The organism is Hymenobacter rubripertinctus, from assembly GCF_003583925.1.
GTDB lineage: Bacteria > Bacteroidota > Bacteroidia > Cytophagales > Hymenobacteraceae > Hymenobacter > Hymenobacter rubripertinctus.
The window spans coordinates 1-15,209 of record NZ_QYCN01000002.1; the positions used below are offsets into that span (position 1 = coordinate 1).

The following is a 15,209-nucleotide window of genomic DNA, read 5'->3' on the forward strand; positions in this document are numbered from 1 at the left end:
TTTGAACATCTTTCGCAAGTTCAGCCTCTTTCTTCTCACGCATGAACCGAGTAAGATTAGTCTGAAAAGAAAGCGTAAAAAGGCCGCCAGAGACGACGGATTTATGCTGGAACTGCTCAAAAGTGCCTAATTTGGTGCGGTAGCCCTATTTCGCCAAACATTTTGATTTCCGTTTCGCCGTTTTGCAGACGGCGGCCCCGGGTGCCCTCCGCCTGGTAGCCCACGAGCAGCAGCGTATCCTGAGGTCGGGGCAGGCGGTTGAACAGGTGGTGCACGATGCGTCCGCCGGTGAGCATACCGCTGGAGGAGATGATGATGGCCGGCCCGGTTTTCGCGTTCAGACCCTTCGATTCCTGCGCTTCCGTCACGAAGCGTACCCCCGGAAAGTCGAATATATTACCGTGTCCGAGACGGTGGGCGGAGGGGTGGCGCGGGTACAGATCCGACACGCGGATACCCATCGGGCTGTCGACGTAGACCGGCACCCGGGGCACGCGGCCTTCGGCAATGAGCTTTTTGAGGTAGTAGAGCAGGGTTTGGGTGCGGCCCACGGCGAAGGCGGCAATGAGCAGCACGCCGCCCCGGTCCAGCGCCTCCGTCACCACCTTAACCAGTTCGGCCTCGGGGTCGTCGATGCGGGCGTCCCGGTCGCCGTACGTGGACTCTACCAGCAGCACGTCGGCGGTGGCAATGGGCGTGGGGTCGAACAGCACCGGATTGTCGTAGCGGCCCAGGTCGCCGGAAAACACCAGCTGCTTGCGTTGCTGCGCGCCCTGCACGGCCAGCTCCACGATAGCCGAACCCAGGATGTGGCCAGCGTCGCGGAAGGTGAGCGTGAGCAGGCCGTCGAGCAGGCTTACCGGGGCATCGTAGGCCACGGTTTCTATCAGGGGCAGCAGGTGCTCTACGTCGGTTTGGGTGTAGAGCGGTTCGGCCGGATGGTGCTTGGAGTAGCCCTTTTTGTTGGCGTACGCGGCTTCTTCTTCCTGGAGTTTGGCCGAATCGAGGAGCATGATGTTGAGCAGGTCGGCAGTGGCCTCGGTGCAGAGGATGCGGCCCCGAAAGCCGTCCTTCACCAGCTTGGGCAGGTAGCCGCTGTGGTCGATGTGGGCGTGCGTGAGCACAACCAGCTCTACACCGGCCGCCGTCAGCGGCAGCGGCTCGCGGTTGCGCAGGCGCAGTTCTTTCAGCCCTTGAAACAGGCCACAGTCTACCATTAGCTGGTGGGGCCGAGCGGTGTGGTCGTCGAGGGTGAGTAGGTATTTAGAGCCCGTAACGCAATGCGCGGCGCCCAGAAATTGCAGGGTAACATCCATGGTATTAACAGAAAAGCTGGCCCGAGTAATTACACCACAAGGGTACGCTAGCCACAGCCCCCAAGCCTTGACGAAAGTCATCTTGAATGCTTGATCTTGGACAGGGAGGTTGGCGGCGACAGACCGGTTCTTTGTACTAATCCGGCACCTTCAAGCTTGCTACCCGGCCCAGCTGAATCTTGTTACCCAAGCCACCAAGGCCAGCGCCAATACCTGAGCCCGGGCCAATCCGCCTCACGCAAATTCGCACACTGTCTAAAGTAGACCTCAGAATCAGTCTTTTTTCTCATCAAATGCAAAAATTAGTGCTGCTGCGCCACGGCCAAAGCATCTGGAACCAGCAAAACCGTTTCACTGGCTGGACCGATGTGGACCTGACAGCCGAGGGGATGCGGCAGGCCGGGCAAGCGGGCCAGCTTCTGCGCCAGCACGGGTACAGCTTCGATATCGGGTTTACCTCGGTGCTGAAACGAGCCATTAAAACGCTGGATATCACCCTGGAAGAGCTGGACTTGCTCTGGATTCCGGTGCAGAAATCGTGGCGGCTGAACGAGCGGTTTTACGGCGCGTTGCAGGGCCTTAACAAAACGGAAACCAGCGAAAAATACGGTGCGGAGCAGGTGCAACAGTGGCGGCGCGCCCCCCAGGCCCACCCGCCGGCCCTCACCCGTGCCGACCCTCGCTTTCCGGGCCACGATGCCCGTTACCAGCACCTAACCGCCCGCGAGCTGCCCCTAACCGAGAACCTAAGCGAAACGCTGGCCCGCGTGCTGCCTTTCTGGACCGAGCAGATAATACCCGCGATTCGGGGCCACCAGAAAGTGCTGGTGTGCGCGCACGGCAACAGCCTGCGGGCCCTGGTGCAGTACATCGACCACCTGACCGATGCCGAAGTAACCGGGCTTGACATTCCTTGCGGGGTGCCGCTGGTGTACGAGCTCGACGACGACCTGAATCGCCTGCGCCACTACTACCTGGAGTAGGTAAAGGGTTGTCAGTTGCTCGTTGTCAGTTGTCAGTCAGATTAATATAATCCACTAGCAACGAGCAACTGACAACGAGCAACTGACAACTAATTCCTGCTGCTCCAACCCGGCTATTCCCCAGTGGCGGGCAGGATGGCCTCTTTCAGCTTACGCAGTAGCAGCGCCACCATCGGCTCGCCTTCGGGCAGGCCTTGCTGCCGCCACAGTTCCGCGCCGTCGCGCAGCAGTACGAAAGCGGGCACGCCCCGGCCATCGAAGGCATGTACCACGGCCGGGTGGCTACCTTCATCCACTTTCAGGACGTGAATAGCGGTGCCGAGCTGGCGCTGTAAGTCTTGCAGCAGCAAGTTGGTGGCCGTGCGGGCGAGTAGGCTTTCCTGGCGGCTGCCCGGACCCACGGTGGGCAGCAGCACCAAGAGCACGGCCGCGTGGGCGGGTAGCAGCGGAAGGATGGCGGTTGGAAACATGGGCCGGGAAAAAACAAGCAATCAAGCTAAACAGTAGACCTTAGCAAGCTAACCAGGCACGTGCTGTAAGCGGGTCAGCATTAGGTAGTCATAAAACTACCGCAAGCTGCCGCGAGCCTGTATGATGGATATCAGGGAGCCAGCGTGACATTTGTCAAGTCTGGCAGTAGAAGTCCGCGCGTGCTAACTACCTTTCGGGGGCCTCCGCACCGCTAATTCGTTGCCATGCCCATGCTCTCGCAGGCCTACCTGGCCGCCCTTACCGAACTGCTCTACACTCACTCCGGCGAAATGGCGGGGGTGTACGACCTGCGCCTGGGTTGGTTCACGCACGTTAACCCGGCCGGGGTGCAGCTGCTGGCCTACCCCTCGGAAGAAGCCTTTCTGGCCGACCCCAACCACTCGTTGCGCACCCCGCCCTGGACGACCGCCCAGTGGCAGCAGCTGTGGGACATCACCCGCCGCGAGGGCCACCACGAGCTGGAAGCTGACATCCGCCGCCACGTGGGCGAGCCCTTTCGGGCCTACGTGAAGCTAACGTATTTCGAGGTCGAGGGTCGGCCCTTGCTGCTGGTCAACCTCACCGAGCATAGCCGCCTGCAACAGGCCGAGCGCGCCCTGGCTCACAGCGTGCGCCGCTTCGAGGCCGTGTTTACCAACGCCACGCTGGGCATCATCGTCTCTGACCGGGCGGGGCAGATGGTATCGGCCAACGAGCGGGCCGGGCAGCTGTTTGGCTACGCCCCGGCCGAGCTGCTGGGCCAGCAGATTGAAGTGCTGGTGCCCGATGCTGCCGGCCGGCACCACGCCCAGCTGCGCGAATCCTACAACGCCAACCCGCAGGTGCGCGAGATGGGCCACGACCGCCCGCTGGCCGGCCAGCGCCGCGACGGCTCGGTGTTTCCGGTGGAGGCCAGCCTGAGTTATTTCTACCTGGATGAGGAGTTGTACGTGGTGGCCTACCTCGTAGACCTGAGCGCCCAGCAGGCCGCCGAGCAGGAGCTGCACACCCAGCACCAGCGCGTGGCCCGTCTCAATGCCGAGCTGGAGCAAAAAGTAATCGACCGTACCAACGCCCTGCTGCTGACGTTGGAGCAGCTGGAAAAGCGCGGCGACCAACTGGCCCTGGCCCTGCAAGCCGAGCAGGAACTGGGTGAGCTCAAATCGCGCTTCGTGCGCATGGCGTCCCACGAGTTCCGCACGCCCCTGACGGCCGTGCTCACCTCGGCCGACCTGATTGAGGAGTTTCCCGGCAGCCACCAGCAGGCCCAGCGCCTGAAGTACGTGGACCACATCCGCACTTCGGTGCAGCACCTGAACAACATTCTGGAGGAATTCCTATCGGTGGGCCGCATTGAGGAAGGCAAGATTGAGGCCCACCCCGGCAACCTGAACCTCACCAGCCTGGTGCACGATACGGTGGCCGACATGCAGAGCCTGCGCCAAGCCGGCCAAACCATCGACTGGCACGTGGAATGTCCCATTCCAGTGCGGCTGGACGCCTCGCTGCTGCGCAAAATTCTGATGAATCTGCTCTCCAACGCCCTCAAGTACTCAGGCGAAAACTCGGTGGTTACGGTGCGGGCCAGCTGCCAACCCTGGGAACTGACGATAACCGTGCAGGACCAGGGCGTGGGCATCTCCCAGGAAGACCAGGCCCACCTGTTCGAGCAGTTTTTCCGGGCTCCCAGCGTCATTACCGTGCCCGGCACGGGCCTGGGCCTCTACATCGTAGCCCGCTATTTGGAATTGATGGGCGGCACCATCGACCTGCAAAGTGCCCTGGGTGAAGGCACTACGGTTACCGTTCGGCTGCCGCTGACTACACCCGATTAGCGGGTTAAAGGCCCAGCAAACGACAAAAAAAGAATGTCATGCTGAGCTTGCCGAAGCATCTCTACCGCAGTAGTATATGATTACCATTGCGGTAGAGATGCTTCGGCAAGCTCAGCATGACGGGCCGCTAACTTCTTTACTCTCCCTTCCGCTATGCCTGCCATCCTGCTCATCGAAGACCATCAAATCATCCGCGAAAACACGGCCCAGCTGCTGGAGCTGGCCGGCTACGGGGTGCAAACAGCGGAAAACGGTGAACTGGGCGTGCAACTGGCCTTGGCCGCGCGGCCTGACCTGGTCATCTGCGACATTATGATGCCCGTGCTCGACGGCTACGGGGTGCTCCAGATTTTCAACCAGCACCCCCAGCTCACGGGCGTGCCGTTCATCTTCCTCACCGCCAAAACCGACTTGGCCGACCGGCGGCGCGGTATGGCCCTGGGGGCCGATGACTACCTGAGTAAACCCTTCGAGAAGGCCGATTTGCTCAGCGCCGTCAGTGGGCGGCTCAACCGCTTTCAGCACCTGAAGCCGGAACCCAACCCAAACGGGGACCAGCTGCATCAGTTGCTGGATGAGGCGGAGCAAACCGGCGACCTGGCCAGCCTCTCGCTGGACCGCAAACCCCATCTGATTCGCAAGAAACAGGATATTTACCTGGAAGGCGACGAAGCCACGCGGCTGTACTTTGTGCAAAGTGGGCGGGTGAAAACGGTGAAAACCACCGAGGGCGGCAAGGAGCTGCTGGTGGGCCTGCACGGCCCCGGCGAGTTCTTCGGCTACCTGCCACTGCTGCAACACACGCCCCACGGCGACTCGGCCATTGCCGTGGATGAGGCGGAGCTGCTCTATATTCCGAAGGAAGATTTTATGGCGCTGCTGCTGCGTAACCCCGAGGTGGGCCAGCAGTTTGTGCGGCTGCTGGCGGGCCAGGTGAGCGGGCAGGCCGAGCTGCTGCTGACCATGGCCTACAGCTCCATCCGCCGACGCGTAGCCGACGCGCTGGTGCAACTGCACGAGCGGCAGGCGGGCACTGAGGCCGCCGAAACAGGCATCCAGCTCACGCGCGATGACATGGCCGCTATGGTGGGCACGGCCCCGGAGTCGCTGAGCCGCACGCTCAACGAGTTCAAACACGACGGCCTGATTGCGCTGACTCCGAACACCATCCGGGTGCTGGAGCCCGAGAAGCTGCGGCGGGCGCACTGGTAGTCTGCGGGGCGGGGCTGCCTTAGCGGGCGGCGCAGACGAAGGTTGACAAAGCTCATCTTTGGAGGATAAGATTTGTCATTTCCGGGATTTGTAGGGGCTGGTAGCTTTGGCTCTGCCTGATCAGGGGCCTTTCCCGGCACCTGGGGGCATTACCTTACCCGCTCCTTCCATGATGAAAAACCTGCCATTTGGTACGGCCGGCCGCGCTGGTTTGCTGCTGGGGCTACTGCTACTGGCCGGGCGGCCGGGGGTCCTGCTGGCCCAGTCGGCCACCCCGGCCGAGGGGCCAATGCTCACGCAACCCGCCGTGCTGGGGATGCTGGCGCTGCTGCTCGTTATTGTTATCGGGGCCGCCATTGTGCTGGTGTCGCGGGTGGCCTCGCTGGTGCGCGGCAGCCAGCCGCCGTCCACCGAAAACGAGGCCGGCCGCTTCGACGAAACCGTAACCAACCTCTCGCCCGCCCAGCTGACGACTATCGTGGCCCGGCAGCAGGCGCAGGACTTCGGCCTGCAAGGGGCGGAGCTGGGCAGCAACAACCCGGCCCGCGACCCCCAGGGGCTGGTGCAGCACGTGGAGATGGACGTGCATTCGCCCTGGCTGCACGAGAAGCGGCATGTGGCCCGCCTCGACAATCTCGACCCCCAGTTGGTGCGCCTCGTGTCGTGGTATTTGCTGTGCGCGGCTTTCTGGCTGGTGCTCGGCACCACGGTGGGCTGGTACGCGGGCGTTAAGTTTGTGAGCCCCGACGTCGACCACGTGGCGGCGCTCTCGTTCGGCCGGCTGCGGCCGGTGCACACCAACATGGTGTTTTGGGGCTGGACTTCGCTGGCGATGCTGGGCCTGGGCTACTTCGTGGTGGCGCGCACCAACAACACGCCGCTGTTCAGTATTAAATGGGGCTGGTGGACGCTGGGCCTTATAAACGCCAGCGTGGTGCTGGGGACCGGCTGCTTGATGGCCGGCATCAACAACGGCGGGGGCGAGTACCGCGAGTACATCTGGCCCGTTACGCTGCTGTTTGCCGTAGGCGTGATTCTGGCCCTGGCCAACTACTACCAGACCGTGGCCCGGCGCACCACCGAGGAATTCTACATCTCGAACTGGTACATTCTGGGCGCTACCATCTGGGCCATCGTGCTCACGGTGGTGGCCTACCTGCCCTGGTACCAGAACGGCATGGGCGAGACCATCATCCAGGGCTACTACATGCACATGGGCGTGGGCATGTGGTTCATGACCTTCACGCTGGGCCTGATGTACTATTTCCTGCCCATGTCGCTCAACAAGCCCATTTATTCCTACTCGCTGGGGGTGCTGGCTTTCTGGACCCAGCTGTTGTTTTACTCGCTTATCGGCACCCACCACTACATTTTCAGCCCCCTGCCGTGGTGGCTGCAAACCATTGCCATCGTCTTCAGCGTGGGCATGATTATCCCGGTGCTGGCCGGCACTATCAACTTCCTGATGACCTTTAAGGGCGGGCGCAAGCGGGTGGGCGACTCCTACTCGCTGCCGTTTATGCTGCTGGGCACCTTGTTCTATTTCGTGGGCTCGTTCCAGGGCTCGTTGCAGGCCCTGCGCTACACCAATCTGGTCTGGCACTTCACTGATTTCAATGTGGCCCACTCGCATATCACCATGTACGGCATCGTGTCGTTCATGCTCTGGGGCTGCATTTATACGCTCGGGCCGCGGCTGCAAGGCCGCGAGCCGCGGCAGGCGCTGGTGGGCGTGCACTTCTGGTTCGCGCTGGTGGGTTTGCTCGGCTACAGCATGTCGCTGATGATTGGCGGCACGCTGAAAGGAATGAGCTGGATGGCGGGCGAGCCGTTCATGAATTCGGTGGTGCTGATGGCCCCTTACTGGCTGTGGCGGGCCATTGGTGGCACGTTTATGCTGCTGGCCCACTTCGTGTTTTTCTATAATCTGGTGGAGATGTTGCGCCCCCGTAAAACGGCCTCGGCACCCTTGGCTACCACCCCCGAACCCCGCCCTTATGAAATCCTGGAGTCCGTATAAAAACCACCGCCTGTTCGTGGGCACCGTGTTCGGGGTGTTTGTGGGGCTCACGCTGCTGATTGCCGTGCAGCCCGCCGCCCAGATTCAGGCCAACAACGCGCCCTTACCAACCGCCGAGGCCCTGACGGCCGAGCAGCAGGCGGGCCTGCGCGTGTTTATCGGCGAGGGCTGCGTGGCCTGCCACACCCAGCAGGTGCGCAACATCGACATGGACAAAGCCTGGGGCGGCCGGCCGGGCATTCCGGCCGACTACGCCTGGCGGCAGCGCCTCGACGTGTGGCGGGCCACCCCGTCTACGCTGGGCTCGGAGCGCACCGGCCCCGACCTGACCGAAGTAGGCGAACGGCAGCCGAGCGACCTCTGGCACCTGCTGCACCTCTACCAGCCCCGCAGCGTGGTGGCCGCCTCCATCATGCCGGCCTTCCCGTGGCTGTTTGAGGACAGCGTGGCCGGCACCCCGGCGGGCCTGGCCCTGAACATTCCGGCGGCCTGGCGCGCGCGGGGCAGCCAAGCCACTATTGTGCCCACGCGCCGGGCGCAGCAGTTAGTAGCCTACCTGATGTCGCTCAAGCAAGCGGAACTGCCCACGGGCAGCGAGCCCGCCTTCCTGGCCTTGTCGCCGCCTAAAGCCGAACCGGCCGCCGCGCTTGGCACGCCCGGCGTGGCCCTGCTGCCCGACGGAGCAGCCCTCTACACCACCCACTGCCAGGCCTGCCACCAAGCCAACGGCGAAGGCCTGAAAGGTGCCTTTCCGCCCCTGAAAGGCAGCCCCGTAGTGAACGATAAGGACGCTACGCTGATGGTCAATATCATCCTGCAAGGCTACAACCCCCGCCCCGAATATGGCGTCATGCTGCCCTTTGCCGACAAGCTGACCGACGCGGAAATAGCGGCCATCGTTAGCCACGAGCGTAGCGCCTGGGGCAATACCGGTGCCCCGGTCACCGCCGATTTCGTGAAGCAGCTCCGCGCTTTAGTGCAGCCGGTGGCGGCCCTTTAAATCCTTCTTACCATGAAAAAGAATCTGCTATTACTACTGGCCGGCCTGCTGCTTACGGTACCGGCTTTGGCGTGCCCGGTCTGCGAAAAACGCCAGCCCAAAGGCTTTGCCAACGTCACCCACGGCGTGGGGCCGGGGGGCTGGTTCGATTACGCCATGCTCTACGGCTCGATTACCATCGTGGTACTGGTGTTTGCGTGTTTCTTCTGGTTTCTGTTGCGCCCCGATAACGCGCGCAACCGCGCCCGCCGCCAGCAGATTTCCTTCTCCTAAGCACTCGGGCATAACGTACTTTGCTTTACAAAACGAAAGCTAACAGCTAGTGGCTACAAGCCAACAGCTAAATATTCAACGACTCCCTCGCCATGCTCACTCCCGCGCTACTGCCTGCCTCCGAGGAACAGCAGGTGCTGCTGTTTCTCGACGACAACCCCGTGCCGTTTGCCCGCTACGCCCCGCCGGTTAAAATCGACCTTGATACCACCCGGCTTGTAGATGGGCCGCACTCGCTACGGGTGGTGGCCCGCTCCTCCAGCGGCGTGGAGGGCGTGCAGAACATTGCTTTCATCGTGCGCAACGGCCCGGCCATTACGGTGCTAGGCCTGCAGAACGACGATATTGTGTCGGATGTGGTGCCGCTGACCGTGACGGCTTACGGGAGCGAGCGAACCGACTCATTCGTGATAAAAGCGTCGGAAACGCCCCAGATTATTCCAGCCTGGGTGTGGGCCACGCTGCTGGCTTTTATTGGCTGGGGGGCCTACTACCTCATCACCTCGCTGGTGATGCCGGTGCCCGCCACCTGACGTTTTCCCCGCAACAACCGCCCTCCAATGCCCACTTCCGCGCGGCCCGACCTGAATGACCTGCACGACTCCGCCGATATCCGGCGGCTCATCGACGCATTTTACGCCCGCGTGCAAGCCGACGGGCTACTCGGGCCGGTGTTTGCCAGCCGAATTCCCGCCGGCCACTGGCCTACTCACCTCGACACCATGACCCGCTTCTGGAGCGCGGCGCTGCTGGGCCAGGATGCTGGCTACCGGGGTAACCCGGGGGCCAAGCATTTGGCGTTGCCCCTAGAAGCAGCGCATTTCACCCGCTGGCTAACCCTGTTCGGGCAGACCGTCGACGAGCTGTTTGCCGGTGCCCGCGCCACTGAAATCAAAGCCCGAGCCCAAAAGATGGGCGACCTATTCCAGGCCAAAATAGCTATGGCCCGCGCCAACGGCGGCCTGGCCATTTTGTAAGCACAACCACCCGCTAGCCAACCACCACCTTATTTCCCCTTCCCCATGAAAACCAGCTCAACCGATGCCACCCCCCAACGGCCAGAAGGCCCGCGCCTGCTGGATGCCCCGCTGGTCGTGCTGGACCTGCCCGCCCTGCTCACCCAAATCCGCCAGGAGCCCAGCTGGCAGGAGGGCGACCGGAACTCCATCACGGCCTACAAAACCGATGGTCTGCGGGTCGTGCTGCTGGCATTACGCGCCGGGGCCGAGCTGAAAACGCATACCGCGCCGGGCGTTATCAGCGTGCAGGTACTGGAAGGCCGCATTGCCTTCACAGCCGGTGCGCAAGTGGCTGAGCTGGCCCCGGGGCAACTGTTGGCCCTGCACGCGGGCATCCCGCATAGCGTTGTTGCGGTAACGGAAGCGGTGTTTTTACTGACCCTGGCAGTCAGTAAACCGTAGCGGCCGTCGCCACGTTTCTGGACGCCGCGTACGGCTTCCCGGCCGGGGTGTGGCCTGCTGACCGGGTTTTTTTTGATGCTTTACAACGGGGCTTCTCCACCGGCTAGGCAAGCCGGTTTTATCAAAGCGAGCTGCCATGAGAACCTTCATTTTGCTCCTAACGGCTCTGCTCTGGGGACCGGTGGCCCATGCCCAGGCCATCCCCGATGCTCAGGTGCCGCCGCTGGCCTTCATGGCGCTGCAACAGCTGCATCCGCAGGCCCAGAATGTGAAGTGGAAACGCGTCCAGGGCTGGTATCAGGCCAGCTACATGCAAAGCAACGCCCCCCGGTTGGTGAGGTTTGACATCAACGGCGAAGTGCAGGCCACCGGCCACGATATAGCCCTGGGCGCGCTGCCGTTACCGGTCCAGCACACCCTGGTCACGTATTACCCCACCCGCACCATTTGCCAGGCGTACGAAGTCGTAAATACCCACACCGGGGGCCTATCCTACGAAATGGCCACCTGCGAAACCAATTTCAGCCGCACTATTACGCTGACGGGTAACGGCCGGAAACCATCTCGCCGCCGCCCCCAATAAAGGGGGACAGCAGCCTGGCGGCGGGCTTTATGCTACTCCTTTACCGGCGCAGCCAACGTGCTCCGCAGCAGCGCGTAGCCCAGCCCACTGGCAACTACCGACGCCACCAGCACCGCCAGCTTAGCCATATCGGTATCGGGCGAGTGGGCACCTAAGGCCAGTAGCGTGACGAAGATGGACATGGTGAACCCGATGCCGGCCAGCATGCCCACGCCCCACACCTGCCGCCAGCTTACGCCGGGCGGCAACGAGCCCCAGCCCAGGCGCACCGTGAGCCAGCTCAGGGCCCCTATGCCCAGGGGCTTGCCCACCACCAGCCCTACCAAAATACCCAGGCCCAGCGGCGAAAGCAGCCCCCGCACGGCTGCCGGCGCGATTACCAGGCTGCTGTTGGCGAAGGCAAACAGGGGAATAACCACGAACGCCACTACCGCGAACAGTTGGCTCTCCAGGCGTTGGGCCGGGGAGCTGCTACGGCGGCCCAGGTTCTCCATTTGCGCGCTGATGCCATGCGGCTTGGCGTCCTCGCCCTGCGTTTCGTTGCGCAGCCGGCTCAGCTGCTGGTGCAGCCGTTGCAGCATATCGGGGCGCGGGCGGGCGGCCCGGAACGGAATGGCGGCCGCCAGCAGCACGCCGGCCAGCGTGGTATGGATGCCCGATTCGAGCATGAAGAACGTTAGCAACACGCCCAGCGGCAGGTAGGCCCACAGGGTGCTGATGCGCAGGTAATTGAAAACCAGCAGCAGGGTCCAGGTGCCGATAGCCAGACACAAATAGTTCAGGTACAGTGTTTTGGTATAGAAACCGGCAATAACGACCATGGCCCCCATATCGTCGACTACGGCTAAGGCCGTGAGAAACACCTTGAGGCCCAAAGGCACGCGCGGCCCCAGCAATTGCAGTACGGCCAACGCAAAGGCAATGTCGGTAGCCATGGGAATGCCCCAGCCACCGGCTGTGGGCGTGCCGTAGTTGAAGACCGCATAGAGCAGCGCCGGCACCAGCATACCGCCCAAAGCCCCGGCCAGTGGTAGGGCCGCCTGGTGCAGTGAGGATAATCCGCCGCCCAGCACCTCCCGCTTGATTTCCAAGCCGACCATTAGAAAAAATAGGGTCATCAGCCCATCATTTATCCAGTCGAGCAGCGAGTGGTCGAGCACTAGGTTGTGCACGGTAATGCGCAGGTGCTCGTGCCAGATGGCCGGGAAGTAGCGGGCCGGCCCCCAACTGGTGTTGGCCAGCACCAGGGCCAGCACCGCACTGGCCAGCAGCAACAGGCCGCTCGCCGTCTCTAGGCGGAAGAACCGCGTGAAGGGCCGCACCAGCGAGTGAAAGAGTCGGGCAATGGGCATGGGAAGAGAGGAAGGATGGCTGTCAGTTCGTTGGTACCACGCGCGAGGCTTGGCTAAAAAGGACGAACTCAGGTAGCACGACTGGGTGCTACGGATGCGCTTGACGCCCGCGGTTGTGGCTCCACGGCCACCATCCGCCGCCGGATGATAAGCTTCTGGATTTCCACCACCCAGAACACCACGCTGGCCACGGCGGCGGTAATACCCAGCTCGGCCACGGTAAGCGGTTGGGTACTGAAGATGGCGTTGCCCAAGGGCACGTAGATGATGAGCACGTGCAGCCCCACCGTCAGGACCACAGCCCCCAGCATGGCCTTGTTGGAGAGCAACCCGAGGCTGAAAATGGATTCGCGGCCCGAGCGAATAGCCAGCGCCAAGCCCAGCTGACTGAAGCAGAGCACGGTGAACGTCATCGTCTGCCAGTGCGGCAGGCCCTGCCCGATGGACCAGGCCTGCATGCCCATGGTGAGGCCGCCCACCAGCAGCCCAATACCCAGGATAAACCAGCCCAGTCCGCCCCCGAAAATGGTCTGGCGTGGGTCGATGGGCGGGCGCTGCATGGTGCTCTTCTCCGCCGGCTCGTAAGCCAGCGCCAGGCCCGGCAGCGCGTCGGTTATCAGGTTAATCCACAGGATGTGGATGGCTAACAGCGGCACGGGTAAACCGAAAAGCGGCGCGCAAAACAGGGCGGTTATTTCCCCCATATTGCCTGTCAGAATGTAGCGGATAAACTTGAGGATGTTGTCGTAGATGCGCCGCCCGTGCCGTACGGCCTCCACGATGGTGGCAAAGTTGTCGTCGAGCAGAATCATGGCCGCGGCCTCCTTGGCCACCTCGGTGCCGTTGATCCCCATCGCAATGCCGATATCGGCGTTTTTGAGAGCCGGCGCGTCGTTCACCCCGTCGCCCGTCATGGCCACGAACTGGTGGCGGGCCTGCAAAGCGCGGATGATGCGCAGCTTCTGGGCTGGGTCGACGCGGGCGTACACCCGCACTTTTTCTACCACCGCGGCAAAGGCCGGCTCATCCAGCGCCGTTAGCTCGGGGCCAGTTAGCACCAGCTCTTCCTGAGAGGAAATAATGCCCAGCTTTTCGGCAATAGCCTTCGCCGTGAGCTTGTGGTCGCCGGTAATCATGACGGGAATAATGCCGGCGGTCTGGCACTCGGCCACGGCCTGACGGGCCTCCTCGCGGGGTGGGTCCATCAGGCTGGCAAAGCCGAGGAAAGTGAGGCCGGTTTCCACGGCGGCGGGGGTGAGGTCGGGGGGCAGCTCGGGCAGTATTTTGGCCCCGTAGGCCAGCACCCGATAGCCCTGGGCGGCTCGCGCATCCACGCGCCGCCGCAGGTCGGCCACGCTGGCCTGCTGGCTGTCGGCGAGCTGCCCGAACAGCGAGCCGGCGGCTCCTTTTGTCAATACCAGCACGCCCTGCGGGGTTTGGTGCAGCGTGCTCATGCACCGGCGCTCCGAATCGAACGGCAGCTCGGCCAGGCGCGGAAACTGCTTTTCGAGCGCGGGGCGGGCGTATTCTTTGCTAGCCGCGTACCTGGCCAGTGCTACTTCGGTCGATTCGCCCAGCCAGTTGTTCTCGGGGCCGCACGTGGCGTCGGTGTTCAGGGCTAAGGCCGTAAGTAGGGCGTTGCGGTCGGCGAGCCCGGGCAGCGTTACCACCGGCACTTCGTAGAGGTCGTCCACCGTCATCTGGTTGCGGGTGAGGGTGCCGGTTTTATCGGTGCAGATGTAGGTAACCGAGCCCAGCGTTTCTACGGCCGGCAGCTTGCGCATCAACGCGTGGCTTTTCATGAGCCGGCCGGCCCCCAGCGCCAGCGAAATGGTGACCAGCGCCGGCAGGGCCTCGGGCAGCGCCGCAATGGCCAGCGAGATGGATACCAGCAGCAGGTTCTCCCAGGGCTCACCCCGCAGCCAACCCACCCCAAAAAACAGGGTCGCCAGCCCCAGCACTACCACCGAGAGGTGCTTGCCCAGCGTGCCCAGCCGCTTTTGCAGCGGTGTCACCACTTCGGCCGTCTGAATGAGGGCGGCAATCTTGCCCAGCTCAGTTTGCATGCCCGTCGCCACCACGTAGGCCGTGGCCCGTCCGTTGGTAACGGAGGTGCCCTTGTAGCCCAGGTTGACCCGGTCGCCGAGCGGATAGTCGCCGGGCGGCAGCGTACCGGGTGTTTTCTGCACGTCGCCCGATTCGCCGGTCAGCGACGACTCGTCTACTTTCAGGGCGTGAGTTTCCACAAAGCGCACATCGGCCGGCAGCACGTTGCCGGCTTCGAGCAGCACCACGTCGCCGGGCACCAGCTCGGCGGCGAGTACCTGCCGCGGTTGGCCGTCGCGGAGCACCAGGGCGTGGCTGGCGGCCATTTTTTGCAGGGCCTCCATCGCCTTGTCGGCCCGGTACTCCTGCACGAACCCGATGATGCCGTTGAGCCCCACAATGGCCAGAATGACGTAGGCCGACTTGGCCTCGCCAATGAGCACGGCCACCCCGGCAGCGGCCAGCAACACCAGAATCATCACGTCGGACACCTGGTGCAACACCAGCTGCCAGATGGTTTTCTGCCGGGAATCGGCCAGCTGGTTGGGGCCGTGCTCGGCCAGGCGCTGGCCGGCCGTGGTCGCGTCGAGCCCGGCCGGTGAAGTCGTCAGCGCAGCGGCTACGTCGGCCACCGGGGTTAAGTGACAGTCCATTGGTTGGTTAGCTTTTAGCTGATGGCTAGCGACTTATGTTGTTC

Annotated in this window: 14 protein-coding genes; 10 read left to right on the forward strand and 4 right to left on the reverse strand. The window is 62.9% G+C overall.

Translation table 11 applies throughout. From position 1 onward, the window contains the following. Nucleotides 1-116: 116 nt before the first annotated feature. Nucleotides 117-1,316 (reverse strand): MBL fold metallo-hydrolase, encoded by a 1,200-nt coding sequence (locus tag D0T11_RS01065; RefSeq protein WP_182888190.1) that lies wholly within the window; start codon nucleotides 1,314-1,316, stop codon nucleotides 117-119. A gap of 293 nt (nucleotides 1,317-1,609) precedes the next feature. Between D0T11_RS01065 and gpmA the strand changes: the two genes are divergently transcribed. Further along, entirely contained in the window at nucleotides 1,610-2,299 is a 690-nt protein-coding gene (gene gpmA, locus D0T11_RS01070) for a 2,3-diphosphoglycerate-dependent phosphoglycerate mutase (RefSeq protein WP_119653933.1), read from the forward strand. A 113-nt stretch (nucleotides 2,300-2,412) separates the two neighbouring features. Here the strand turns inward: gpmA and D0T11_RS01075 are convergent, their stop codons facing one another. Further along, complete coding sequence (locus D0T11_RS01075) at nucleotides 2,413-2,769, reverse strand: thioredoxin family protein (RefSeq protein WP_119653934.1); 357 nt, start codon at nucleotides 2,767-2,769, stop codon at nucleotides 2,413-2,415. A 225-nt stretch (nucleotides 2,770-2,994) separates the two neighbouring features. Between D0T11_RS01075 and D0T11_RS01080 the strand changes: the two genes are divergently transcribed. The 9 genes from D0T11_RS01080 to D0T11_RS01120 all read left to right on the forward strand — a co-directional run bounded on the left by D0T11_RS01080 (nucleotide 2,995) and on the right by D0T11_RS01120 (nucleotide 11,114). Then, on the forward strand, nucleotides 2,995-4,605 hold the full coding sequence (locus D0T11_RS01080; protein ID WP_245990566.1) for a sensor histidine kinase: 1,611 nt from the start codon (nucleotides 2,995-2,997) through the stop codon (nucleotides 4,603-4,605). 153 nt (nucleotides 4,606-4,758) lie between these two features. Next, a complete protein-coding gene (locus D0T11_RS01085) occupies nucleotides 4,759-5,817 on the forward strand; it encodes a response regulator (RefSeq protein WP_119653935.1) in 1,059 nt (352 codons plus the stop codon). 169 nt (nucleotides 5,818-5,986) lie between these two features. Continuing rightward, nucleotides 5,987-7,837 (forward strand): cbb3-type cytochrome c oxidase subunit I, encoded by a 1,851-nt coding sequence (locus tag D0T11_RS01090; RefSeq protein ID WP_245990567.1) that lies wholly within the window; start codon nucleotides 5,987-5,989, stop codon nucleotides 7,835-7,837. After that, nucleotides 7,815-8,837 (forward strand): cbb3-type cytochrome c oxidase subunit II, encoded by a 1,023-nt coding sequence (locus D0T11_RS01095; RefSeq protein ID WP_119653936.1) that lies wholly within the window; start codon nucleotides 7,815-7,817, stop codon nucleotides 8,835-8,837. The genes D0T11_RS01090 and D0T11_RS01095 overlap by 23 nt, the downstream gene beginning before the upstream one ends. A gap of 12 nt (nucleotides 8,838-8,849) precedes the next feature. Then, nucleotides 8,850-9,110 (forward strand): hypothetical protein, encoded by a 261-nt coding sequence (locus D0T11_RS01100; protein WP_119653937.1) that lies wholly within the window; start codon nucleotides 8,850-8,852, stop codon nucleotides 9,108-9,110. Nucleotides 9,111-9,202: 92 nt separating this feature from the next. Then, nucleotides 9,203-9,643: a cytochrome C gene (locus D0T11_RS01105; protein ID WP_119653938.1), complete on the forward strand. Its 441-nt coding sequence runs from the start codon at nucleotides 9,203-9,205 to the stop codon at nucleotides 9,641-9,643. A gap of 27 nt (nucleotides 9,644-9,670) precedes the next feature. Further along, entirely contained in the window at nucleotides 9,671-10,087 is a 417-nt protein-coding gene (locus tag D0T11_RS01110; RefSeq protein ID WP_119653939.1) for a group III truncated hemoglobin, read from the forward strand. Nucleotides 10,088-10,132: 45 nt separating this feature from the next. Beyond that, nucleotides 10,133-10,531 carry a cupin domain-containing protein gene (locus D0T11_RS01115; protein ID WP_119653940.1) on the forward strand — a complete coding sequence of 133 codons (399 nt, stop codon included), beginning with the start codon at nucleotides 10,133-10,135 and terminating at the stop codon, nucleotides 10,529-10,531. A 136-nt stretch (nucleotides 10,532-10,667) separates the two neighbouring features. Next, nucleotides 10,668-11,114, forward strand: a complete 447-nt coding sequence (locus D0T11_RS01120) for a hypothetical protein (RefSeq protein WP_119653941.1) — start codon at nucleotides 10,668-10,670, stop codon at nucleotides 11,112-11,114. A 32-nt stretch (nucleotides 11,115-11,146) separates the two neighbouring features. On the opposite strand, the gene nhaA is transcribed toward D0T11_RS01120, so the two are convergent. Together nhaA and D0T11_RS01130 are read right to left on the reverse strand one after the other, a co-directional pair. Next, nucleotides 11,147-12,466, reverse strand: coding sequence for a Na+/H+ antiporter NhaA (gene nhaA, locus D0T11_RS01125; protein WP_119653942.1), 1,320 nt, complete (start codon nucleotides 12,464-12,466; stop codon nucleotides 11,147-11,149). A 68-nt stretch (nucleotides 12,467-12,534) separates the two neighbouring features. Further along, entirely contained in the window at nucleotides 12,535-15,165 is a 2,631-nt protein-coding gene (locus D0T11_RS01130; RefSeq protein ID WP_119653943.1) for a cation-translocating P-type ATPase, read from the reverse strand. Nucleotides 15,166-15,209 lie beyond the last annotated feature (44 nt).